Below are 23,699 nucleotides of genomic sequence, written 5' to 3' on the forward strand. Positions count from 1 at the left end.
CTCACGGCGCGGCGCGTTTGACGCGCGCGCGCTGGAGGGCCTCGAAGCGCGCCCGATCCTTCGGGGGCGTGGTGGCCACGAGCCCCTCGAGCAGTCGCTGGGAGCTCTGGAAGATCTCCTCCACGGCGCGCTCGAAGGCCTCGGTGTTCTTCTGGGAGGGCTTGCGCGTGCCGGCGATCTTCCGGACGAACTGGAGCGCCGCGGCGCGCACGTCCTCCTTGGTGGCGGGGGGCGCGAAGTTGAACAGGGGCTTGATGCTTCGGCACATGCCCCCGAGCCTACCCCACCCCGCGCTCAGTAGCCCTGGGCGGTCGGCCGCACCACGAGCTCGTTGACGTCCACGTCCGCCGGCTGATCGATGGCGAAGGCGATGGCCCGGGCGATGGCCTCGGCCGGGAGCAGATCCTTGCGGTACTGCTCGATCGCCAGGCGCCGCAGCTCGGGATCCGAGATGGACAGGGCCAGCTCGCTCTCGGTGGCGCCCGGGGCCACGAGCGTCACGCGGATGGAGCCGCCCACCTCCTGGCGCAGGCCCTCGGAGATGGCGCGCACGGCGAACTTGGTGCCCGAGTACACGGCGGCGGTGGGCACCACGACGCGGTCGGCCACCGAGGTGACGTGGATGAACTGCCCCGAGCCCTGGCGCTGGAACCCGGGCAGCGCGGCGGCGATGCCGAAGAGCACGCCCTTGAGGTTCACGTCCACCATGCGCTCCCACTCGTCCACCTTGAGCTGCGCGATGGGCGAGAGCGGCATGAGCCCCGCGTTGCTCACGAGCACGTCCAGCCGGCCGAAGCGCTCCCCGGCGAAGTCCACGAAGGCACGCACGTCCTCGCGCCGCGTCACGTCCAGCGCCCGGAACGCCACCCGGCCGCCCTTCCCCTCCAGCTCCGAGGCCAGCGCCGCCAGCCGCTCGGTGCGCCGCGCCCCAATGACCACCTTCGCGCCCCGCGCGGCCAACACCCGCGCCGTGGCCTCGCCAATGCCGCTGGACGCGCCGGTGATCGCGACGACCTTGTCTTCCATCCGCATGTCCCACTCCTTGTCGGGCCCTCAAGGGCCTCGTGCTGTTGGGACAGAAGTACGCGGCGGATTAGAATGCTTCCAGCGCATGTGGCTCAGTTCAAGCATGACAGGGAGTCATGGATGGCGATCGACGGTGGGCTGCTCAGTGGACTCGGCGTGGTGGCGGCGGTGGTGGAGGCGGGCAATTTCATCGGGGCGGCGCGGGTGCTGGGGCTGACGCAGTCCGGGGTGAGCCGCGCGGTGGCACGGCTGGAGCAGCGGGTGGGCCTGCGGCTGTTCGATCGCACCTCGCGCGCCGTCACCCTGACGGACGAGGGCCGGCGCTTCTATGAGGAGGTGGCCCCGCTGCTCGCGGGCATCGAGGACGCGACGGCGGCGGTGGCCGGGGCCCGCACGACGGTGCGGGGCCGCCTGCGGGTGAACGTGGACGCGGCGTTCGGGCACTACGTGCTCTCCCCCCACCTGGGCACCTTCCTCGCGCGCCACCCGGAGCTGGAGCTGGAGCTCGTGGTGCGCGACCGCATCGGGGACCTGGTGGCCGAGGGCCTGGACGTGGCGGTGCGCTTCGGGGACCCCGAGCCCTCGGGCCTCATCCGCCTGCGGCTCGCGTACTACCGGGTGGTGACGTGCGCCTCGCCCGACTACGTGGCGCGCCACGGCCTGCCCCAGCATCCGAGCGACCTCCTGCACGCGGCGCACGAGTGCATCCGGATCCGCGAGCCCTTCACCGGGCGCTTCTTCGAGTGGGAGTTCCAGCGGGGCGAGGAGGTACTCCCAATCGACGTCGGGGGGCGGCTCGTGGTGAACGACGCGGGCAGCCTCATCGGGGCCCTGCTCGGGGGCCATGGCATCGGCCAACCTTTCGAGTTCGCCGTGCGGGAGCTGCTCGACGCGGGCCGGCTCGTGCAGCTGCTCCCCGACTGGTCGGACGAACACTACCCGGTGCATGTGTACCACCGCTCGCGCGAGCACCCGGCCGCCAAGGTGCGTGCCTTCCTCGACTTCCTCCAGACGCTCGCCTGACGGCTCGCCCCACCACCGCCCTTCGCCTCCGGGTGAAAAGATTCGAGGGGAAAAGGAAACTTCGCCCTGGGAGCCGCGATAATCCCCCCACGACTTGCCCGTCCCTCGGGATGAGGCCTTCCGGAACGGTGTCCATGGCTGGAGTGAGCAACTACAAGGTTCGTTCGGGTGACACGCTGTCGGGGATCGCGGCGCGCAACAACACCACGGTGGATGCGCTGGCCAAGGCCAACGGCATCAAGAACCCGGACAGGCTCACCGCCGGACAGACCTTGAAGATGCCGGACGGCTTCGACGCCTCCAAGGGCGGCAAGTCGGGCGGCGCGTACACGGTGCGCTCCGGTGACACCCTGTCGGGCATCGCCCAGCGCAACAACACCACGGTGGCCGCGCTCGCCCAGGCCAACGGCATCAAGAACACGAACAAGATTTCCGTGGGCCAGCAGCTGAAGATGCCGGGCGCGTCCAGCTTCGAGCCCACCGCCCCGGGCAAGTCCGCCCCGCGGCCCTCCACCCCGGCGCCGACCCCGGCCCCGGCCACCTCCCGGCCGTCCGCTCCGGCCGGAGCGCCGCCCGCGGGCGAGGTGCTCGGCGGCCTGAGCCGCAAGTACGAGGCGCGCGGCGCCGGCACCGTGTCCACCGGCAAGGGGGACCACGGCGGCGTGTCCTACGGCTCCTACCAGTTCGCCACCAACAACGGCTCGGCGCAGGCCTTCGTCAACTCGCTCAAGACGAGCCACCCGCAGTACCACGCGGCCCTCGGCGGCCACGAGCCCGGCTCCAAGGCCTTCTCCGCCGCCTGGAAGGATCTGGCCGCCAAGGATCCCCAGGGCTTCGACAAGGCCCAGCACGACTACATCCAGGCCACGCACTACGACGTGGGCGCCGCGGAGATCAAGAAGGCCACCGGCCTGGACGTGAACACGCGCTCGCACGCCCTGCGGGACGTGGCCTGGTCCACCTCCGTGCAGCACGGCCCCAAGGCGGCCGATGACATCTTCAAGACGGCGCTCAAGGGGCGCGACCCCGCCACGGTGAGCGACGCGCAGCTCATCAAGGACATCTACGCCGAGCGCGGCCGCGTGCGCGCCGACGGCAAGCTGGCGCACTTCCCCCGCAGCTCCACCGACGTGCAGAAGGGCGTGGCCGATCGCTTCAAGGCCGAGTCCCGTGACGCGCTGGCCATGCTCGAGCGCGAGGGCTCCAAGCCGGCCGCGCCCGCCGCCCAGCCCGCGGCCAGCCAGCCCGCGACGAACAAGCCCGTGCCCACGCCGGCCCCCCGCCCCAACCGCCCGGCGAACTCCGGCCCCAGCACCGAGACCCACCCCAACGACACCACGCAGGTGAAGCCGGGCGCCACGCCGGCCAAGCACGTGAACGTGCCCTTCTACAGCCAGTTCGAGGGCGGCCACGGCTACGAGCCGAGCAACACCGCGTGCTTCAAGGCGGCCACGGCCATGGCGGGTGCCTCGGGCGCCCGGGTGCTCGGGCCGGCCGACCGCATCCAGGTGGGCACGAGCGAGAACAGCAAGGGCCAGCTCGAGGTCAACTCCAAGAAGGCCGCCGAGGGCCGCGCCTACATCGACCAGCAGCTCGACAAGGGCAAGCCGGTGGTCGTGGGCGTGAGCCACAAGGACTCCGACTACAACGTGGACGGGCTGACCGATCACTTCGTCACCATCACCGGCCGGGGCGTGGACGACAAGGGCCGCACCTTCTACACGTTCCACGATCCGGGCACGACCAACGCGAGCCGCGGCAAGGACACCAACCCCAACAACCGCTTCTACGTGGACGCCAAGACGGGCGCGATGACGCGTCCGGGCTCGGCCGCCACGGGCGCCGTGACCGAGCGCCGCTACGACGTGGCCATGGTGCGCCGCAACGGCTAGCCGGCCGGGCCTCGCGCCCCGCCCATGAAGCACGAAGAGCCCCGGGAGAGGCCCGCCTCTCCCGGGGCTCTTTTCATGTCCGGAGCACCCGCCCCCGCCCTCGCCCGACCCCGGACATGACGAAGCCCCGGGGGGACCGTGTCCCCCCGGGGCTCGTTCACGTCAGGTGTTGCGCGTGCGGCCTAGCAGCCGGTGTTGCTGCCCACGCTCACGCCGAGGATCTGGCAGAAGCGGGTGTAGTTATTGATGCGGCTCTGGACCTGGGCGGGGTTGCGGCCCCCGCACTCCAGCGCGCCGTTGATGGTGCGGATGGTCTCGCCGAAGCCGACGCCGTTGGCCATGGCGTTGTGCGCCGTCATGGAGCCCGCGCCCGTCTGGGTCATCCAGAACCAGAAGCCCGTGCGCCAGGCGATGGTCGCGTCACGCGCCACGCGGTCCGGATCGTTCTTCAGGTCCACGCCCAGGGCGTTGCCCGCGGCGCAGTAGTTGCCGTTCCACGACAGCTGGATGGGGCCACGGCCGTAGTACTGCTTGCCCGCGGCGCAGCCGCAGCCCGGGGGGCCCCAGCTGGTGTCGCACATGGTCGACTTGGCGATCTCCTCGATGTAGACGAGGTTGCCCGTCTCGTGCGCGACGTTGGCCAGGAACGCGGCGACCTCACGCTTCTGGTTGTCGGTGCTGCCCTGGGTGGCGAACCCGGAGAAGGTGTTGGCCGCGGCCACCAGCGCCGAGTAGGAGTAGAAGCCGTTGCGGCCGGGGAACATCTGGTTGAACTGCGACTCGCTCAGGAAGGCCGCGATGCCCTTGCCGCCCGTGGACGGAGGCGGCTCGGTGGGAGGAGGCGTGGTGCCACCGCTGCAGTCACCGCCGGTCTTCCACAAGGACGGGGTCGCCGCCGGGTTCCAGCCGCAGCCCACGCAGGCCGTGTGGGCCTGGAGCGCCGTGTACTTGCCACCGTTGTAGCTCACGCCGTCGCCGACGCTATAGGCGGTGCCCTCGGCCCAGTTGCCACGACAGGCGGCCGCGGCGTCCTGCGCGACAAATCCCATGGCCATGGCCGAGAACATCATCGCCGCCGAGAACAGCTTCTTCAGACCCATCATGATCCGTGTCTCCTGACTTTCGAAGGGATGCGGGGGTGCGAGCGGGAGGGCGACCAGCGCCGTCCCCATCGTCCAGCATGTGCAAGACATCCGTATTGAGCCGTTCCCTCATTTTTTCGGGTTTAAACCCGATTTCACGGCAGGTCAGGGTTGATGTCTGTCTTGTCTGATAAAAACTTTCTTGTCTGGCCATCCCCTTCCGGCCCGCCGGGACGGCTCCGCTGGATTGTTCCAGACGGAGCACAATCACCGGCGGACGCGGGGGACAAAGGGCTCAGCGGGCGAAGCGGAAGTTCTCGTTCGTCGTCCCGGCGCAGGGCCACTGCACGAGGAAGCCGCCGTCGTCCTGGGTGGCGCCCGCGACATCCAGACACTGGCCGCTGTGCTTGGCCTGGAGGGTGAAGACGCCGTTGGCGCCCGGGGTCAGGCGGTAGCGCTGGTTGTCCTTGGCGTTGCAGGTGTACTGGCTCACGTTCATGCCGCCCGCCGTGGACGCGCCCGCCACGTCCATGCACTTGCCGCTGTGGCGCGCGCGCAGCGTGAAGTACCCATCCCCCGTGGCCTCGAGCAGCCAGCGCTGGTGGGCCGTGCCCCGGTTCGTGGACTGGGTGAGCCTGGCGCCGTCACTGGTGCTCGCGCCGGGCACCTCGATCACCTTGCCGCTGTGCTGCGGGAACAGGCCCGTGTGGTCCGCGCCCGTGGGATCCGTCTGGAAGGGAATGAGCTCCCCCACCGACGACTTGCCACAGCCGTCCTTGCCGCAGCCGCGCATGGCGCGCAGGTCGCCCGTCTGCTCCAGCGGGTGGCCGATGCCATCGAAGCAGCCCGAGCCCGTGCAGTTCACCCACGCGGGCGCCCCGCTGCCCCGCGCGAGCGGCACCAGGTTGTTCCACGTGTCCATGCGATAGTCATTGCCGCCGGGGTTGCGGTAGTCCTCGAAATACAGACAGCCGCCCGTGCCGCCGTTGTCGTGATAGGTGCCATGGGCATTCTTGCCCACGTAGCCCACCGGGTGCGTGCCATCGGCCAGCTCGAAGGTGCCCGCTTCCTTGCTGTACCATCCGCCGTGCTGGTAGTAGGCCACCCGGCTCAGCTTGCCGTCGACGATCAGCGCCGCCATCGACTCCCAGTCCGCGGCATGGGCGCCCGCCGACGCGAAGCACGTGCTCTGCCACGCATAGAAATACCAGTAGCGCAGCATCACCGTGTTGGTGCCGATCTGCTGCGCCACGTAGTACGTGGGCACCCGGTTGTCGCGGATGAGCCCGTAGTCCTTGTTGCACAGCGACACGGCCGAGACCCCCTGCGCGCGCTGGGTGTAGTAGGTGCCAGGGTCGCTCGGGAAGCACTTGCTCTGCTCGCCCGAGCCCGTGGAGAACTCCTGATCGAAGCGCAGCCGGGGCGCGAACTGCCGCGCCATCGCGTTCACGTCCAGCGTGGGCCCCCCCGCGTTGGCCTGGCAGAGGTAGAGCTGCTTGTTGTCACAGTAGCGGCCACTGCACCGCACGCCCGCGAGGAACATCGACTCGGGCGCCACGAACGTGCCGCCGCTCTCGTCCGAGACGGCCTCGGACCAGTAGCAGTTGGCGCGCACCCCGCCGTTGTCGAGCTGCGAGCAGCGCAGCGCGATCGTGTCGCAGTAGTCGCTCGCGCACGACAGGCCCGTGACGAAGCCGTTGTTGGCGCACACCCGCTCGTTGTTGCCCTCCTCCGAGAAGCCGTCCGTCCACCAGCTGGTGGTGTGCGTGAAGCCCGACTCCACGTTGAGCAGGCTCACGTCGTCGCAATAGCGCCCGCTGCAGCGCAGGCCATGCGTGAGGAAGGCCGGGCCACTGGTGATCGCGGGCGCGCCATCCGTGGTCCACGGCATCCAGTGCGGCGGGTGCACCTCGGTGTGGAAGGCCGTGCCTCGGGCCTGGGGAACGGGGTCGGCGGCGTGCGCCGGGGAGACGGAGGTCAACAGCAAGGCACCGGTGACGGCGCCGAGGAGCAAACGGATCATGGGGCTCGGAGGGTTGGGGTTAACCCGGATAATCGGGTTACCTGGAGACATATCCCACCCGGGCGCGGCCCCGTCAAAAAGCGGGGCCGGAGCGCGCCGAGTCCTCGCGTGCGTCAGAGGGACGGCACCTCGGCGGGGATGTCGTTGTAGGTCTCGACGATCTTGCCGTAGCCGTAGCCGTTGCTGTCCGTGTCGATGGCCTTGCTGGCGTCCTTGGTGGTGGCCGCGGTGGGATCGAACCGCTTGTACTGGCCGTCCTCGCCCTTGTACTCGACCCAGGCGTGGAGGCCCCGATCGGTCTCTCCGGCCACGACGCGGGCATCCACGCCCTTGGCCTCGAAGCGCTGCGCGGCCTCCAGGGCCATGTCGGTGCAGACGCCGGCCTTGCCGCTGTCGAAGGTGTCCTCGTTGCGCACCGCCTGGTCGAACGACTTGCCGCCCGAGTAGTCGTACTTCCAGTTCGTCGCGTCCTGGGCGATCTGCCTGGCCACCTCGTCCGCGTTGGCCGCGCCCTTCGTGACGGGCGCCTTCGGGGCGGACTCCGGCGCGATCGCGGCCTGGGGGGCAGGACCCGCGCCGCCCGCGCTCCCACAGCGCTTGCCCGCGCTCCCGGCGCCCTTGGGCGCGGCGTCGAAGCCGTCCGAGTTGAGCTTCTTGAGCAGCTGCTGGATCTGCTGCACCACCGCGTCCAGCTGCTGCTCGGCCTGGGGTCCTCCCGCCTGGGTGGAGCCACACCGCGACGCCTTGGCGCCCGCGGAGGCCTCGGGCGCGCGCGAGCACTTCTGGAAGGACGGCGACGGGGACGAGGAGAGGCGGGAGATGGACATGGCGTGGGTGCTCGGAGTTCGGCGGCGGGGATGTCCAGGACCCAAAGCACCGCGCGTGCCAAGCTCCAACCCCTGGATTTTCCTCAGCCGCGCTGTCTCCGGAGCCCATCCCCCCGGTGACATCACTCACCAGAGGAGAGGACCCCTGATGACAACGGTCTCCACCCCGGAGCGCGGATCGCCGCCCCAGCCCCGTGCGCATCTGTTAGAGCCGGACCGAGTGTCCGCCGCTTCCCTCCCCGTGGAACCCCGCGCATGAAGACCGACGACCTGCCGTTCCTCCGTTCCTTCTTCCGCGCGGTCACCGATCAGCCCATCGAATTCACGGGCAGCGACGCGGGCCGCTACGTCCCCCTGTACGAGACGCCCGAGCTGGCGCCGCATGATCCGGTCAAGCTGCTGGCGCGGCCCATCCAGTTCGCGCTCGGGCAGAGCGTGCAGCTCTTCTCGGGCTTCCGGGGCAGCGGCAAGAGCACCGAGCTGCACCGCCTGCGCCGCGCCCTGAGCGCCCAGGGGGACTACAAGGTCGTGCTCTGCGACATCGAGGACTACATCAACCTCTCGCAGAGCGTGGACATCATCGACTTCCTGCTGGCCGTGGCCGGTGCCTTCGGGGACGCGCTCCAGAAGGAGGGCTTCCTGCCGAACGATCCCGCCCGGGAGGGCTATTGGGAGCGCTTCGCGAAGCTGCTCACGCGCACCCATATCAGCCTGCCGGACCTGTCCACGTCGGGCATCAAGGTGGCGCTCAAGAGCGACCCGTCTTTCCGCGACACGCTGCAAAAGCGCATGTCCGGGCACCTGGGCGCGCTGGTGGAGGACGTGCGCGCCTACGTCACCGGCTGCGTGAAGCGGGTCAAGGACAAGCACGGCCCCAACACGGAGGTCGTGCTCCTGCTGGACTCCATGGAGCACATCCGGGGCACGTCCACCAACGCCACCGCCGTGCAGGACTCCGTGGTGAACCTGTTCACCAGCCACAGCGACAAGCTGCACTTCGATCACCTGCACGTCGTCTACACGATTCCCCCCTACCTCAAGGTGCTCTACCCGAACCTGGGCACGCTCTACTCGCCGGGCGGTGTCCAGGTGCTGCCGGCCCTCAAGGTGCGCAACAACCCGAAGCTGCGCGCCACCGCCGGCGAGGTCTTCCCCCCGGGGCTCGAGCTGCTCGAGCGGCTCGTCTCCGCGCGCGGCGACTGGCGGCGGCTGCTCGGCCCGGAGCGCGAGACGCTCGATCGGCTGAGCCTCCTGTCCGGCGGCCACCTGCGCGACTTCCTGCGGCTGTTCTCCGAGATCATCCGCCGGGCCGACACGCTCCCCGTGTCCCCGGAGACGGTGGACGCGGCCATCGCCCAGGTGCGCACCGAGTTCCTCCCCATCGCCGACGCGGACGCCAGGTGGCTCCACCTCATCGCCACCACGCACGGCGTCGCGCTGCCGGAGATCAAGCAGCTGCATGATCTCGCGCGCTACCTGGACACGCACCTGGCGCTCTACTACCGCAACGGCGACGAGTGGTACGACGTGCACCCGCTCGTGCGCGACGTCGTGAGGCGCCAGGTGGAGGAGACGCGTCTGCGCGCGGCGACGGCGCCGTGAGGCCGCCCGGCGAGGCGGACCTCGGCCCCGAGGGCGAGGCGGAGTGGCTGCGACTCCGGCGTCAGTTGGAGCTGTCCGAGGGGTTCTGGCTCGGCTTCGTCTTCGCGCCCTCCCCCCTGGGCACGGGCGTGCTGCGCCGCCGCGCCGAGTGGCAGCTCCGAGGCCAGACGCGCCGGCTGGACACCCACCTGCCTGAGAGCCCCTCGGCGTTGCGCGCGCTGCTGCCCGTGCTGTTCTCCCCCGAGGCCGCGAGCGCGGACTGCACGTGGGTGGAGGCCCTGCGGCTCGATCCCGGTGAGGGGCCGGAGCGGCCCTGGCGCGAGGCCTGGTTGGAGCTGCTCTCGCGCCTGAACGAGCGACGCGATGCCCTGCGCCGGCACCTGCGCGGGGGCCTCGTGCTCGCCGCGCCTCCGGAGCTGAAGCCCCTCCTGCGCGAGGCGGCCTCGGATCTCTGGTCCATCCGGGGCCTGGTGATCGAGCTGCCCCTCGTGGTGGAGCGCGGGTCGGAGGGCGCGCGTCCACCCGCGAGCGCTCCGCCGGTGCCGCGCGCGAGCGAGCCCTCCCCCGAGGCCCGGGCCCTGACGGCGTTCACCCTCGCCGAGTCCGAGCGGCTGCTGGCGACGGCGGAGCAGGACGACCCCCGGCGGGTGGAGGTGTTGGGACAGCGCGCGGAAACGTTGCTCCAGGAGGGGCAGACGCACGAGGCGCTGAAGACGGCCCGCGAGGCCCAACGGCTCGCCGCCCGGCACCCCACGCTGACCCCGCGGCAACGCGCCATCCTCCTTCACCTGCTCGCCCGGATCGAGGAAGCCCAAGGAGACCCGGCCGCCGCGACGGATCACCTGGAGCAGGCGCTCGCCACGGTGGGCGCCTCCGACGCTCCGTATCGGGCGCAACTGCTGAACGCCCTAGGCGACATCGCCCTGTCACGGGGAGAGCTGACCTCGGCCCTCGCCGCGTTCGAGCAGGCGCTCGAACTGGGCCGCCAGGCGCGCGCCACCCAGGGAGAGACGCCCACCACCCTGCGGGTCCTCGCCATCGCCCTGGAGAAGGCCAGCAGCGCGCGCGAGGATCTGGGGGACCTCGAGGCCGCCCGGGTGTACCTCGACGAGTCCCTCGCCCTGACCCGCCAACTGCGTGTCCTCCAGGGAGACACGCCCTATACCCTGCATGACCTCTCCCTCACCCTCGGTCGGGTCGGCGCCCTCCAGCGGCGCCTGGGTCAGCTCTCGGCCGCCCGCGCCTCCTTCGAGGAAAGCCTGGCCCTCGCCCGCGAGCTGCGCGCCCTCCAGGGCGACACGCCCCAGACCCTGCACGGCCTGATCACCTCGCTCGCCAATGTCGGCGGCCTCTGGCAGAGCCTGGGGGATCATACGACCGCCCGTGAGGCCTACGACGAGACCGTGGCCCTCGCCCGCCAGATGCGTGCCACCTGGGGAGACGCGCCCGAGGCCTTGAATACCCTCGCCGCGGCGCTCGAGCGAGTGGGCAACGTGCGGCATCATCTGGGAGAGCGCGAGGCCACGCGCACGGCCTACGAGGAAGCGCTCGCGCTGCACCGCCGACTCCACACCCTCCGGGGAGACACCCCCGAGGCGCTCGCCGAGCTCGCCACGGCCCTCTCCTTCGTGGGCAGCATGCACTTCCTGCTGGATGACCTCGAGGAGGCCCTCCCCATCTACGAGGAAGCGCTCGCGCTGCGTCGTAGGCTCCACGCCGCCTGGGGGGATACGGCCCAGGCGCTGGATGCGCTCGCCGACAGCCTCATGGACGTGGGCGACGTGCGCTCGCGCCTGGGCGACGTCGAGGCCGCTCAGCCCCTCCTCGAGGAGGCGCTCACCGTGCATCGCCGGCTCCATGCCCTCCAGGGGGAGACGGGCGAGTCCCTGTCGGAGCTCGCCAGGGCCCTCGAACGTGTCGGCGACATGCGGTTGACCCTGGGCGAAGGCGAGGCCGCCCGCGCCGCCCTCGAGGAAGCCCTGGTCCTCTGCCGACGCTCGCTCACGCTCCTGGGTGAGACGCCTCACGCCTTGCGTGACCTCGTCGTCATCCTGGCGAAGACGGGGGACACGCGGCAGGCCACGGGAGACGGCGAGGCCGCCCTCGCCGCTTTCGAGGAGGCCCTGGCCCTCACTCGCGAGCTTCGGGCCCTGGGGGGCGACACCCCCGGCACCCTGCGAGATCTCTCCCTCTCGCTCGGCCGGGTGGGTCAGGAACAGAAGAGCCGAGGTGACTTCCCGGCCGCCCTCGCCTCCGTCGAGGAAGCCCTGGCGCTCGACCGCCAGAGCCTCGCCACCTGGGGGGACACGACCAAGGCGCTGCGGGACCTCGCCGGTGCCCTCCATCACGTGGGCGCCGTCCAATGGCATCTGGACCGCGCGGCCGCCTTCGCCGCCCTGGAGGAAGCCCTGGCGCTGCGGCGTCGGATCCACGAGCGCGTGGGCGACAGTCCCCGGGACCTCGATGCACTCGCCACCGCGCTCCTCAATGTCTCGGTCGTCCGCGAGGCCCTGGGCCAGCACGAGCGCGCGGCCCAGGCACGCGAGGAGGCCCGGGCCTTGCGCGAGCGACTGGAGGAGCAAGGGCCGGCGTGACGCTCAGGGCGTCGCGGACGTGGTGAACGCGCGCGGCCGGCGCGTCCTGCTCAGGGCGTAGTCCCCCGTGCCATGGAAGCGGGGGTCACCCCCCTCCACGAGCTTGACCAGGTCGTCCACGGAGGCCGCGGGGCCCAGCCCGTCGACGTACCAGAAGAACTCGGCGCTGGCGGGCACGGAGATGCCGAACGGGCTCAGGTCCGGGAGCGTGGCCCGGGTGTCCTTCGTGAACACGGCCAGCGCGTAGGGCGTCTCGGTCGCGTCGTCGTCCTGCACGACGAGGAGCCGATGCACGCCGCCGGGGAAGGCCGACCAGGAGAAGTCACTGCCGCGCGTCAGGGCCGTCGCCTCGTTCGCGGGTTGGAGCGGCCGGACCGTCTCCGGGAGCACCAGGGGGGCCGGGGTGGCGCGGGCGCTCAGGCCCCGCTTGATGTAGGTCAGCTCGACGCGGTCCTCCGTCTCGGGGGTCTCGGTCGCGTAGACGGACAGGGCGAGCGTGGCCCCGTCGATCCGCGGCACCACGAAGTTGAACGGGCCCGCCGAGGACGTGTCGCTGAACAGCTCGAACTCGCTGCCCGGCTTGGGCGAGAGGAACATCCGGCGACTTCGGAGCTCATGTCCGGCCGGCACGGAGACGGTGCCCTCGAGGTTGGCCTGGGTGATGCTCCGCAGGTCGAAGTCCTGCAGGCTCAAGGTGACATCGTCGGTCAGGGACACGTCGCGCTGACCGAAGCGCAGGTAGCGCGTGGGCGGCGCGTCGTCATCGCTCGCCTCCACCTGGAGCGCGTAGACCGTGGCGGCCACCGACGGGTACCCGCGCCACTCCGCGCTCAGCGAGTAGTTGTTCTCGTTGCCCCGGACGGACTCCACGACGCCCGAGCCGTTGGCTCCCGAGCCGCCCAGCGAGATCCTCAGCCGCGTGTCGTTCCCCAGCGAGCCCAGGACGTAGCCCGTCACGGTGGCCGAGCGCCGGGGGGCCTCGGAGTCGAACTCGGGGGCGAGCGTGGGGGTCGCGAGCGTCAGGCCCTGGTAGACGGCGGCGAAGCGGCGCGTTGGATCCGCCACGATGAGCTCGTAGGGCGGCGTGACGCCCGCGATGCTGAAGGCCCCCGTGCCATCCACGCGCACCACCTGGCGGCCCTCGCCGGGGATGAGGACGGACATGGCCGTGGCGGGCGCCCCCAGCACGCCGAGCACCTTGCCGCGCACGGTGATCGGCTCCGCCGGGCGAGGGGGTTTTTCAACGGGGGGGCGGGTCCCACCGTCCGTGGGACGGTCGACGACCCCTGGATCATCCACACCACACGCCCCCCACAACACGGCACAGCAGCTCCACACCAGGACCGATCGCTTCATCGACTGTGTTCTCCTCGGGGATCCAGCGGGCGGCCACCCCACCCTGCCCGGACCCAGGAACATCCTCCCCGAGTCACATGAAAATCACTACAAGTGAATAAATGACACCTCGCATCAGAAGCGACCGCTCATGCCGACCAGGCCCCCGTCGCGGGAGAAGGACACCACGGGCACGAGGCGTGGCCGCGTGAGCGCCAGGGCCTCCCCCGACGCGGGCACCTCGGCCTGGGACAGCTCGTAGCCGAGCACGCCGCCCACCGCGCCCAGCACGAAGGGACTCGCACCGCCGACGTGCTCGATCAGGGGCAGGCCCAGTCCCACACCCAGGCCGGTGCCGAGCAGCGCCGCCCACAACCGCCCATCGCCGTCCAGGCGCTCGCCCGCGGTCCAGACGCCCAGGCCGTAGCCCGCGGCGATGCCCGCGCCCGCGCCCAGCAGGGTGGTGCCCAGACACGGCAGGTGGCCCTTGCGGCCCAGGCCCACCGTCTCGCACAAGCCGAGCCCCACCGCGCCGCCCACGAAGCCTCCGCCCAACGCGACGAGGCCCCCCATGCCCACTTCCGCGAGAATGCGCACGCCCCGGTTCATGGGCGGGCGCGCCTCGGCCCTCAGGTCCTCCTCCCCGTCCCCGCGCGCCTCGAGCCGCGCGAGCCGCGGGGCGTCCCCGGCGGCGAACACCTCCCCGGACAGCAACAGGACGAGGGACGACACGCACACGTGAAGCGAGAGACCACATGGACGGGAACGGGGCATGCCGGGCCCGACTGCAAGGCGAGGACCAGCCCACCCCCACCCGGGCGAAGGGGGCCTCCGACGCCCGCGGGTGCCCCGTGTGTACCGAGTCGTTCACGGCGGTGTGCAGCGCGCTGCACGCCCACCGGGGACGCCTGGGGACTCAGAAGCGTCCGCTCAGCCCCAGGAGCCCGCCCTGCTTGGAGAAGGACACCACGGGCACGAGGCGCGGCCGCGTGAGCGCCACGGCCTCGGGTGCCTCGGACTGGGACAGCTCGTAGCCGAGGAGGCCGCCCACCGCGCCCAGCACGAAGGGACTCGCGCCGTGGGTGTCCTGGACCAGCGGCACGCCCAGGCCCACGCCCAGCCCCATCCCGAGCAGCGTGGCCCACAAGCGGCCGTCACCGCCCAGGGCCTCGCCCGTGCCCCAGACGCCCAGGCCGTAGCCCGCGAGCAGGCCCGCGCCGCCGCCCAACAGCCCCACGCCCAGGCAGTCCCATTCCCCGCCCCAGCCCGACACCTCACACAGGCCCGCGCTGCCCAGGCCCAGCACGAGGGCACCGCTCACGGCGGCCAGGCCGCCCACGCCCGCCTCCGCGAGGATGCGCGCGCCCCGGTTCACGGGCGGGCGCGCCTCCTCCTCCCGGGGCGCCTCGAGCCGCGCGAGCCGGGGCGCATCCCCGGCGGCGAGGACTTCTCCCGACAGGAGCAGGCCGAGGAACAACGGACGCAGACGACGCATCGGAGACGCGGGAGGCGGGAGCATGCCCCCGCGCGATGCAAGGCGTGGACCGGCACGCCCTCCGCGTGACGCGCATGGCGCCGCTCAAGGCCGGCGGTGTCGCTGGACACTCTCGACGAACGCCCGGAACGCCGGCGACGCCTGACGCCGGCTCGGGTAGTAGAGGAAGAGGCCCGGCACGCGCGCGGCATACGCCTCGAGCACGGGCCGCAAGGTGCCGCGCGCGAGGTGCTGCTCGACCTCGGGCTCGGCGACGTAGCCGAGCCCCACGCCCGCCTCCACCATGGCCAACCGGGCCCTGCGCTCATCGCAGAGCAGCACGGGCTTCACGGGCACCTTCCAGACGCGCCGGCCCCGCTCCAGCTCCCACGGGTGCGCCTGCCCCGAGGCCGCGCGCATGCCGAGGCACCGATGGCGCAGCAAGTCCTCGGGCTTGAGCGGCTCGCCGTGGCGCGCCAGGTACGACGGCGCGCCCACCACCAGCAGCCGGAACGGCGCGCCCAGCCGCGAGCGGATCATGTCCTTGGGGATGTTCTCCATCCGCACGCCCGCGTCGTAGCCCTCGCGCACCAGATCCACCCGCCGGCTGTCCACGTCGATCTCCAGCGTCACCCGGGGGTGCGCCTCCAGGAAGCGCGCGACGAGGGGCGCGAGGACGTGCTCCGTCACGAACTCGGGCACGCTCAGGCGCACGGTCCCGGTCAGCTCGCCCGCCTCGTGCACCACCGTGCGCAGCCCCTCGAGCGCCCGCTCCAAGGGCACCCCACTGCGCTCCAGCAGTCGCGCGCCCACCTCCGTCGGCGCGACACTGCGGGTCGTCCGGGACAGCAGCACCACACCGAGCCGCTCCTCGAGCTGCCGCACGGACTGGCTCAGCGCCGAGGGAGACACCCCCAGCTCCCGGGCCGCCGCCGAGAAGCCGCGATGGCGGGCGACCACGGCGAAGGCGTGAAGGCCATGCAGGGGCGTGAAGGACATTCTGAAGCTCTACTTCAAGGTCCTTTTCGATTCCATCCGTTCTCCCCGGGCCTGTCCGCGCGCACACTTCCGGGCATGAACTCCCCCACGACGGTCCTGGTCACCGGAGGCTCCGGTTTCATCGGGGGCCATTGCCTCCTTCAACTCCTGGCGGCGGGCCACACGGTGCGCACCACCGTGCGAGACCTCAAGCGCGAGGGCGAGGTGCGCGCCCAGTTGAGACAGGCGGGCGCCGAGCCGGGCGAGCGCCTCGGGTTCGTCGCCGCGGACCTCCAAGCGGACGCGGGCTGGGCGGACGCGGTGCGCGGCTGCACGTACGTGCTGCACGTGGCCTCGCCCTTTCCCCCGGGCGAGCCCCAGCACGAGGACGAGCTGATCCGCCCCGCGCGCGACGGCGCGCTCCGGGTGTTGCGCGCCGCGCGGGACGCCGGGGTGCGGCGCGTGGTGATGACGTCGTCGTTCGCGGCCGTGGGCTATGGGCATCCGCCCCGGGACACCCCGTTCGACGAGACGCACTGGACCGACACCCAGAGCCCCGGCGCGACCGCCTACGTGAAGTCCAAGACGCTGGCCGAGCGCGCGGCCTGGGACTTCATCGCCCGGGAGGGGGGCGCCCTGGAGTTGGTCGTGATCAACCCGGTGGGGGTGTTCGGCCCGGTACTGGGGGCGGACTTCGCGAGCTCGGTCCTGCTGCTCAAGCGCATGCTCGAGGGAGCCATGCCGGGCTTTCCGCGCAGCTCCTTCGGGATCGTCGACGTGCGGGACGTGGCGGACCTGCACCTGCGCGCCATGACGAGTCCGGCCGCCCGGGGCGAGCGCTTCCTCGCCGTCGCGGGCGAGTGCCTGTCCCTGCGCGAGGTCGCCCTGGTGCTCCGGCGGCACCTGGGCCCCCGGGCCCGGAAGGTGCCCACCCGGCAGTTCCCCGACTGGCTCGTGCGCCTGAGCGCCCGGTGGAATCCCGAGGTGCGCGCGATGCTGCCGGAGCTCGGCAAGGTCAAGAACGCCACGTCCGACAAGGCGCGCCGCCTGTTGGGCTGGAACCCCCGCTCCAACGAGGAGGCGCTCGTGGCCACCGCCGAGAGCCTGGCGCGCTTCGGGCTCTTGGCGCCCTGAATCAGGCGGGCGTGGGCGCGCTCCCGGCCCGCGTGAGCTCCAGGCCCGCCAGGTCTCCCTGCTTGCGCCACAGGTCGAGCATCTCGACGAACTCCAGCGTGCCGCCCGCGAAGCCGGCGTAGCGCATGGCGTTCGGGCCCGGGGCCACGCCCTCGTTGTTGTAGTAGCCCGGCGTGCAGTCCGGACCGCCGAAGGCCATGGGCGTCTTCATGAGCTGGGCGAGGATGACCTGCCACCACTGCTCCTGCGCCTTTTCCGAGGGCTCGATGACCTGGACACCCTGCTGGGCGCAGTGCTGGACGATGTGGGCGGCGTGCCGGGCCTGCTCCGCGAGGATGTGCACGAAGTTGATGGCGTAGCCGCTCTGGGTCGTGCTGAACATCATCAGGTTGGGAAAGCCCCGGCAGTGCATGCCGTGCAGCGTGGACGGGCCATTCGTGGCCCAGCTGTCGGTGAGCGTCGTGCCCCCGCGGCCGTGGATCTCGAAGCCCAGGCGCCGGCTGTAGCTCGACGACAGCTCGAAGCCCGAGGCGTAGATGAGGCAGTCCACCGGGTACTCCTGGCCGTCGACGACCACGCCCGTGGGGGTGATGCGCTCCACGCCTTTGCCGTTGGTGTCCACGAGCTTCACGTTGGGCCGGTTGAACGTCTCCAGGTACTCGTCGTGGAAGCACGGCCGCTTGCACAGCTGGTTGTAGTAGGGCTTGAGCGCCTCGGCGGTGGCGGGATCCTTCACGATGCGGTCCACCCGCGCGCGGATCTCCTCCATCTTGCCGAAGTCGTGCAGCTGGCGGCGCTCCATGGCCTCCTCGGCCGAGGTGGGCTTGGGGCCCTGGGCGCGCTCGAAGATGTACGTCCAGCCGTCGCGCACCAGGTCCACGTCCATGCGCTTGCCGGAGACGATGGCGCTGAAGTTGTCGATGCGCTGCTGCTGCCAGCCCGGCTGGAGCGTCTTCACCCAGGACTCGTCCGTGGGCTGGTTGCCCCGCACGCCCACGCCCGAGGGCGTGCGCTGGAAGACGTAGAGCTGCTGGGCCACCGCCCCGAGCTGGGGAATGGCCTGCACCGACGTGGCGCCCGTGCCGATGATGCCCACGCGCTTGTCGCCCAGCTTGTCCATGGGGCGCGTGGGGCCGCCGCCCGTGTAGTTGTAGTCCCAGCGGCTGGTGTGGAAGGTGTGGCCCTGGAAGGTCTCGATGCCCGGGATGCCCGGCAGCTTGGCCTTGTGCAGCACGCCACCGGCGATGATGACGAAGCGCGCGGCGAGCGTGTCGCCCCGGTGGGTCGTCACGCGCCAGCGCCGCGCGGTGTCGTCCCAGTGCATGCCCGACACCTGGGTCTGGAACAGCGCCGCCTTGTACAGGTCGAAGTGCCGGCCAATGCGCTGGCAGTGGGCGAAGATCTCCGGCGCCTTGGCGTACTTCTCCGTGGGCATGTAGCCCGTCTCCTCCAGGAGCGGCAGGTAGACGTAGGACTCCACGTCACACGCGGCGCCCGGGTAGCGGTTCCAGTACCAGGTGCCGCCGAAGTCGCCGCCCTTCTCCACGATGCGGAAGGCGTGCACGCCCGCCTTGCGCAGCTGGGCCGCCGCCAGCATGCCGCCAAAGCCTCCGCCGACGATCACCACCTCGGTGTCCTCGCTCAGCGCGGGGCGCGTGAAGCCCGGCTCCACGTACGGGTCCTTGTCGAAGTCCGCGTAGAGCGCGCTGAGCTCCAGGTACTGGGTGTTGCCGTCCGTCCGCAGCCGCTTCTCGCGCTCGAGCCGGTACTTCTCCTTGAGTGCTTCCGGAGAGAAGGAACGTTCACCCGGAGTGGTCGTCGTCATGTGCTTCGCGTCCTTTCGGCTCGACGGCCGCGGTCCATGTACACGGCCGTGTACATGAATGGACATAACCCATCCCCCGTTGTAAGTAAACCACTGTGTACATCCCGCCCGCCCCCGAGCCCAAGACGGCCTCCCGCCCGCGAGACGCCGAGCGCACCCGGGGGGCCATCCTCCAGGCCGCCCGGACGCTCTTCTCCACCCGGGGCTACACCAACACCGGGGTGCGCGAGGTGGCGGAGCTGGCGGGGGTGAACTCCTCGCTCGTGGGGCGCTACTTCGGCTCCAAGGAGGGGCTGTTTCGCGCCACGCTGGAGCACGTCATCGACATCACCCCCATCCTCACCGAGGCGCTGCGGCCCCGCCTGGGCCAGGAGATGACGGAGGTGCTCGTGCACCACGAGGGCGCCTCGGGCCCGCTGGCGATGATGATCCTCTCGGCGGCGGATCCGGCGGCGCACGCGGCGAGCGTGCAGTTCCTCCAGGACAAGGTGCTCACGCCGCTGGCCGAGTGGCTGGGCCCGCCGGATGGAGACGAGCGCGCGGCGCGGCTCAACATCCTCTGGGCGGGCTTCCTCACGGCCTCGCGGCTGTTGCCCGTGCGGGCGCTCACCGACGAGCGCCTGGCCTCCACGCGCCGCTGGCTGGAGGCGGAGACCCAGGCGATCGTCGACGGGCGCCCGATCCGGGGCGCCGAGTGAGGCCTAGCGGCCCTGGTAGACGGGCTTGCGCTTCTCGGCGAAGGCCTTGAGCCCCTCCAGCCGGTCCTCGGTGGTGAGCACCTTCTCGTAGTGCTTGAGCTCCAGCGCGAGCGCGTCGTCGAGCGCCAGGGACACGCCGTCGTCGATGGCGTGCTTGGCGGTGGCCACGGCGATGGGGGCGTTCTCCACGATGCTCTCCGCCAGGGAGAAGGCCGTGTCGAGCAGGTGCCCCTCGGGCGCCAGCCGGTTGACGATGCCCAGGCTGAAGGCCTCCGCGGCGTTGAGCCGGCGGCCCGTGAGGATGAGATCCTTGGCCCGGCCCGGCCCCACCAGCCGCGTGAGCCGCTGGGTGCCGCCGCCGCCGGGGATGATGCCCAGGCGCACCTCGGTCAGCCCCAGCTCCGCCGCGGGCGCCGCCACGCGCAGGTCACACGTGAGCGCCAGCTCCGTGCCGCCGCCGAGCGCCGCGCCGTTGAGCGCCGCGATGAACACGCAGTCGCTCTTCTCCAGCGCCCGGAGCGTGTGCCGCAGCCCCTCGAGGAAGGCGCGCACCTCGGCCTCGCTCATGGTGCCGCGCTCCTTGAGGTCCGCCCCCGCGCAGAAGGCCTTGTCCCCCGCGCCGGTGAGGATGACCACGCGCGTGTCGTGCCCCTGGGACACCCGGGCCACCATGCCCTGGAACTCCGCCAGCATCGCCCGGCTGATGGCGTTGCGCCGTCCCTCGCCGTCGATGGTCCAGATCTCGATGGGCCCGCGTGCGTCGACCTTGAACTCCGCCATGTACCCGCTCCTCCCGGTCCGACCCTCGCGGGCCGTCGCTCGAACGTGGCCCAGCCTGCGGTGTGTCCGGGGACCTGACAAGCAGGAAGCACTTGGACTCCGGGGAGAATCGAAGACCGCACTTCCCGCGGGCCCGGGGCCGCGACAGGGGTTACCCTGAGGACACCATGCGGACCTCGTTCAATCGCCTCGTCTCGTGGACCCCCTGGCTGCTCGGAGGCCTGGGGCTCGTGCCGCTGCTCCTGCCCCTCGTGGCCGAGGCCCGGGGCGGCGGCGGAGAGCACTACAGCTCGGGTCGGGACCGGGACTCCGGAGGGGGCGGCGGCGGTGCCCTCCCCATCGAGCTCGTGTACTGGCTGGTGCGGCTCGTCATCTCCTACCCGCACATCATGCTGCCCCTCGTCGGAGCGGGCGCCGTGGCCTGGTACTTCTACCGCAAGAACCTGCACCCCACGGGCGCCACCCAGCGCGCCCTGGATCAGCGCGACGCCGAGCTGCAGACCGTCGTCTCCGCGCGGGACGTGGACGGTTGGGTCCAGGCGCTCCAGCGCGCGGATCCCCAGTTCCAGCTCGAGCCCCTGCTCGACCGCACGCGGCGGCTGTTCCTGGCGGTGCAGGACGCCTGGTTCAAGCGGGACATGGCCCCGGTGCGGCCCTTCCTGTCGGACGCCACGTCCCAGCGCTTCGGCGTGCAGCTGCGGCTGATGCAGGCGCAGGGCGTGCGCGACGCCCTCACCGACATCCAGGTGCTGGACGTGGGGCTCATCGGGCTGGAGCAAAGCGAGTGGTTCGACACGGTGCACCTGCGCGTGCGCGCGCGCATGCGCGACACGGACGTGCCCGCCACCGCCTCGGATGCCGAGGCGCTCCAGGCCGCCCGGAGCGCCCGGATGGAGACCTTCACCGAGGTCTGGTCCTTCGTGCGCAAGCCCGGCGTGGGCACGCGCATCGGCGCGGATCTCTTCCAGGGCAAGTGCCCCCACTGCGGCGCGCCCTACGACGGCGGCGCCAGCAACCAGTGCGGCTACTGCCAGGCGATCGTCAACTCGGGCAACTACGACTGGACGCTCTCGGAGATCACCCAGGGCGTGGAGTACACGCGCCACGCCCTCCACGTGGACCGGCTGGACGAGGCGCGCGAGGCGGACCCGGCGCTCAACCTGGAGATCCTCGAGGATCGCACCTCGCTCCTGTTCTGGAAGTGGGTGGACGCCCAGAGCCGCGCCAGCACCCAGGGCCTGCACAAGGTGGCCACCCCGGACTTCATCGCCGGACTGGACGAGGAGCAGGCCCGGCTGCGCGAGCGCCAGTTGCGGCGGGTGTTCCTCGAGTGCGCCGTGGGCGGGGTGATCGTGCGCGGCTTCGATCAGGAGCCCGGCGGCTTCGACCGGGTCCACGTCGAGGTGCGCTGGAGCGCGCGCACCGGCCAGGGCCCCGCGAACGAGAAGCCCCCCGCCCTGCCCACCGTGCCCCAGCGCTGGGTGTTCACGCTGCGGCGCCAGCACGGCGCCACCACCAACACCTCCAACGGCATGTCCACGGATCGCTGCGCCCAGTGCAACGCGCCCTTGACGGACTCGGCCGCCACCACGTGTGACTTCTGCGGCACGCGGCTGGGCACGGGCGAGCGCGACTGGGTGCTCGTCTCGGCCGAGCCCGTGGAGTCCTGGCGCGCCGGGGCCCGGCGTCCCGAGCGCCCCGCGTCCAGAGCGCGGCCCCTGGCCCCGCCGCCCGTCGCCGCGCACGCGGAGGCGCCACCGGCCGCCGCCCGGGGAGACGACATCCGGGGCGACGACGTCCGGGGAGACGACGTCATCGCGGATCCCCAGGAGCGCCAGCGCCTGCTGTTCATGATGGCCGCGCTCGCCACCGCGGACGGCCAGGTGGACGCCGCCGAGCGCAAGCTGCTGGAGGACTGCGCCCGGCGCTGGAGCGTGCCCTGGAGTCAGGTGCAGATGGCCATCAACACCGGCCCGAGCCTCTTCACCAAGCTCGTGCAGCGCGGCACGCCCGCGGCGGAAGTCTTCCTCGCGCGGCTCGTGGAGATGGCGCTGGTGGACGGCCGCATCGACCGCAAGGAGCGGCGCATGCTGGAGTTCGCCGCCGCCCACTTGGGGCTCGAGGCGAAGCTCAACCAGCTGCTCGCGGGGCGCGGCTAGCGCAGGGGCTTGCCCGAGCCGGAGAAGCGGCCGGGCACGCCCTCGAACTCCACCTCCGCGTGGCGCATCACGTGGCGCACCGCCACCACCTGGAGCGCCGAGTGGCGGATGGTCTCGGCCAGCGCGGGATCCGCCAGCGCGCTCCGTGCCTCCTCCAGCGACAGGCCGAACGGGATGATGGCCTCCTGCAGCACCTCCTCGAGCGACTCGGGGGTGAGCGTCACGCCGTCGCGCTCGATGATGGCCCGGAGCGCGTACGCGATGCGCAGGCGCCGGTCCGTCTCCAGACGGGTGTTGGGGTCCATCATCCAGCCGTCGAGCGACTCCTGCATCTCGTCCGGCCCGAAGTTCTTGCTCACCAACAGGGGGGCCTCGCCGGTGTTCCAGTTGCGGCGGATCTCCTCGTCCACCAGCTCCGGGGTGATGGCCACCTCGGTGCGCAGGATGACTTCGTCGAGCACGCGCTCCTGGGCCTCCAGCCACGCGTCGTCCGCGCGCTCGTCGGCGATGTCCGAGGCGAGCGCCTCCATGAGCGCCTCGAGCGTGTCGCCGCGGCCCAGCTTGCGCACGAAGGCATCGCTCTCGGCGTCCTTGGGCACCTTCACCTCGCGCGCGGACACCACGTCCACGAGGAAGGTGGCGGGCGTGCCGCGCAGCGCCTCCACGGGGTAGCTGTCCGGCAGCACCACGTCCACCTGCGTGCTGCCGCCCACGGGCGTGCCCTCCAGGCCCTCGCACAGGCCGGGCAGCAGATCCGAGGGCGCCATCTCCAGCTCCAGGCCCGTGCGGGCGCTGAAGGGAATGAGGCGGCCCTGGGCGTAGCCGAGCGTGTCCAGCTCCACCTGGTCCCCCATGCGCACGGGCTCCCCGGCCTTGCGCGGACGCGAGGGCGAGTGGGCGCGCACGAGCTCGTGAAAGCGCATCAGCAGCTCGCCCTGGGAGACGCCCAGGTCGTTGGGCACGGTGACCTTGAGGTTCTCCAGCGAGGGGGCCACGACGTCCTCGAGGCCCTCCACCAGGGCCTTGGCCCCGGGGTCGGTCCCCTCGTCACCCAGATCCTGGACGTCGGCGGGCGGCGCCGCCGCGGCGGGCCCCTTGCGCGCCGACTCCAGCTTGCGCAGGAGGTGATCGCCCTCGAAGGAACCCGTACTCGTGCGGGTAGGACCCGCGCCCCCGACAGTCTTGCGAGCAGACACCATGACTCCTTGACGAAAAAGACACCGGGGGGAGGGAGCGGCCCTCCCCCC

Annotated in this window: 19 protein-coding genes; 7 read left to right on the forward strand and 12 right to left on the reverse strand. The window is 71.6% G+C overall.

Annotated features, from left to right (window positions below; genetic code table 11):
• Position 1: 1 nt before the first annotated feature.
• Together I3V78_RS23015 and I3V78_RS23020 are read right to left on the reverse strand one after the other, a co-directional pair.
• A complete protein-coding gene (locus tag I3V78_RS23015) occupies positions 2-268 on the reverse strand; it encodes a DUF2277 domain-containing protein (protein ID WP_204490601.1) in 267 nt (88 codons plus the stop codon).
• A 26-nt stretch (positions 269-294) separates the two neighbouring features.
• Positions 295-1,032 carry an SDR family oxidoreductase gene (locus I3V78_RS23020; RefSeq protein ID WP_204490602.1) on the reverse strand — a complete coding sequence of 246 codons (738 nt, stop codon included), beginning with the start codon at positions 1,030-1,032 and terminating at the stop codon, positions 295-297.
• A 114-nt stretch (positions 1,033-1,146) separates the two neighbouring features.
• Here I3V78_RS23020 and I3V78_RS23025 point away from each other — a divergent pair, with 114 nt between their 5' ends.
• On the forward strand, positions 1,147-2,049 hold the full coding sequence (locus tag I3V78_RS23025) for a LysR family transcriptional regulator (RefSeq protein WP_204490603.1): 903 nt from the start codon (positions 1,147-1,149) through the stop codon (positions 2,047-2,049).
• 134 nt (positions 2,050-2,183) lie between these two features.
• A complete protein-coding gene (locus I3V78_RS23030) occupies positions 2,184-3,941 on the forward strand; it encodes a LysM peptidoglycan-binding domain-containing protein (RefSeq protein ID WP_204490604.1) in 1,758 nt (585 codons plus the stop codon).
• Between the two features lie 182 nt (positions 3,942-4,123).
• Here the strand turns inward: I3V78_RS23030 and I3V78_RS23035 are convergent, their stop codons facing one another.
• From I3V78_RS23035 to I3V78_RS23045, 3 genes are all read right to left on the reverse strand, one after another.
• A complete protein-coding gene (locus I3V78_RS23035) occupies positions 4,124-5,044 on the reverse strand; it encodes a glycoside hydrolase family 19 protein (protein WP_204490605.1) in 921 nt (306 codons plus the stop codon).
• Positions 5,045-5,318: 274 nt separating this feature from the next.
• Positions 5,319-7,046, reverse strand: coding sequence for an RICIN domain-containing protein (locus I3V78_RS23040; protein ID WP_204490606.1), 1,728 nt, complete (start codon positions 7,044-7,046; stop codon positions 5,319-5,321).
• 113 nt (positions 7,047-7,159) lie between these two features.
• The gene (locus tag I3V78_RS23045) at positions 7,160-7,873 is read right to left on the reverse strand and encodes a transglutaminase domain-containing protein (RefSeq protein ID WP_204490607.1); all 714 of its coding nucleotides are present in this window, start codon (positions 7,871-7,873) and stop codon (positions 7,160-7,162) included.
• A 255-nt stretch (positions 7,874-8,128) separates the two neighbouring features.
• On the opposite strand from I3V78_RS23045, the gene I3V78_RS23050 reads away from it, so the two are divergent.
• Both I3V78_RS23050 and I3V78_RS23055 read left to right on the forward strand, forming a co-directional pair.
• Positions 8,129-9,475 carry a DEAD/DEAH box-containing ATP-dependent helicase gene (locus I3V78_RS23050; RefSeq protein ID WP_204490608.1) on the forward strand — a complete coding sequence of 449 codons (1,347 nt, stop codon included), beginning with the start codon at positions 8,129-8,131 and terminating at the stop codon, positions 9,473-9,475.
• Complete coding sequence (locus I3V78_RS23055; RefSeq protein WP_204490609.1) at positions 9,472-12,069, forward strand: tetratricopeptide repeat protein; 2,598 nt, start codon at positions 9,472-9,474, stop codon at positions 12,067-12,069. Before I3V78_RS23050 ends, I3V78_RS23055 begins: the two co-directional genes overlap by 4 nt.
• Before the next feature lie 3 nt (positions 12,070-12,072).
• Here the strand turns inward: I3V78_RS23055 and I3V78_RS23060 are convergent, their stop codons facing one another.
• The 4 genes from I3V78_RS23060 to I3V78_RS23075 all read right to left on the reverse strand — a co-directional run bounded on the left by I3V78_RS23060 (position 12,073) and on the right by I3V78_RS23075 (position 15,877).
• Complete coding sequence (locus I3V78_RS23060; RefSeq protein WP_204490610.1) at positions 12,073-13,425, reverse strand: hypothetical protein; 1,353 nt, start codon at positions 13,423-13,425, stop codon at positions 12,073-12,075.
• A gap of 114 nt (positions 13,426-13,539) precedes the next feature.
• Positions 13,540-14,136, reverse strand: a complete 597-nt coding sequence (locus I3V78_RS23065) for a hypothetical protein (protein WP_204490611.1) — start codon at positions 14,134-14,136, stop codon at positions 13,540-13,542.
• 184 nt (positions 14,137-14,320) lie between these two features.
• Positions 14,321-14,899 (reverse strand): hypothetical protein, encoded by a 579-nt coding sequence (locus tag I3V78_RS23070; RefSeq protein WP_204490612.1) that lies wholly within the window; start codon positions 14,897-14,899, stop codon positions 14,321-14,323.
• An 84-nt stretch (positions 14,900-14,983) separates the two neighbouring features.
• Positions 14,984-15,877: a LysR family transcriptional regulator gene (locus I3V78_RS23075; RefSeq protein ID WP_204490613.1), complete on the reverse strand. Its 894-nt coding sequence runs from the start codon at positions 15,875-15,877 to the stop codon at positions 14,984-14,986.
• 75 nt (positions 15,878-15,952) lie between these two features.
• Between I3V78_RS23075 and I3V78_RS23080 the strand changes: the two genes are divergently transcribed.
• A complete protein-coding gene (locus tag I3V78_RS23080; protein WP_204490614.1) occupies positions 15,953-16,990 on the forward strand; it encodes an NAD-dependent epimerase/dehydratase family protein in 1,038 nt (345 codons plus the stop codon).
• Between the two features lies 1 nt (position 16,991).
• Here the strand turns inward: I3V78_RS23080 and I3V78_RS23085 are convergent, their stop codons facing one another.
• A complete protein-coding gene (locus I3V78_RS23085; protein ID WP_204490615.1) occupies positions 16,992-18,815 on the reverse strand; it encodes a flavin-containing monooxygenase in 1,824 nt (607 codons plus the stop codon).
• A gap of 95 nt (positions 18,816-18,910) precedes the next feature.
• Between I3V78_RS23085 and I3V78_RS40210 the strand changes: the two genes are divergently transcribed.
• Positions 18,911-19,513 (forward strand): TetR family transcriptional regulator, encoded by a 603-nt coding sequence (locus I3V78_RS40210; protein ID WP_204490616.1) that lies wholly within the window; start codon positions 18,911-18,913, stop codon positions 19,511-19,513.
• A 3-nt stretch (positions 19,514-19,516) separates the two neighbouring features.
• Here the strand turns inward: I3V78_RS40210 and I3V78_RS23095 are convergent, their stop codons facing one another.
• Entirely contained in the window at positions 19,517-20,293 is a 777-nt protein-coding gene (locus I3V78_RS23095; RefSeq protein ID WP_204490617.1) for an enoyl-CoA hydratase-related protein, read from the reverse strand.
• A gap of 167 nt (positions 20,294-20,460) precedes the next feature.
• Here I3V78_RS23095 and I3V78_RS23100 point away from each other — a divergent pair, with 167 nt between their 5' ends.
• On the forward strand, positions 20,461-22,452 hold the full coding sequence (locus I3V78_RS23100; RefSeq protein WP_204490618.1) for a TIM44-like domain-containing protein: 1,992 nt from the start codon (positions 20,461-20,463) through the stop codon (positions 22,450-22,452).
• Here I3V78_RS23100 and I3V78_RS40215 read toward each other — a convergent pair.
• Positions 22,449-23,648 (reverse strand): trigger factor, encoded by a 1,200-nt coding sequence (locus I3V78_RS40215; protein ID WP_204490619.1) that lies wholly within the window; start codon positions 23,646-23,648, stop codon positions 22,449-22,451. The genes I3V78_RS23100 and I3V78_RS40215 overlap by 4 nt on opposite strands.
• Positions 23,649-23,699 lie beyond the last annotated feature (51 nt).

The organism is Archangium primigenium (assembly GCF_016904885.1).
GTDB lineage: Bacteria > Myxococcota > Myxococcia > Myxococcales > Myxococcaceae > Cystobacter > Cystobacter primigenius.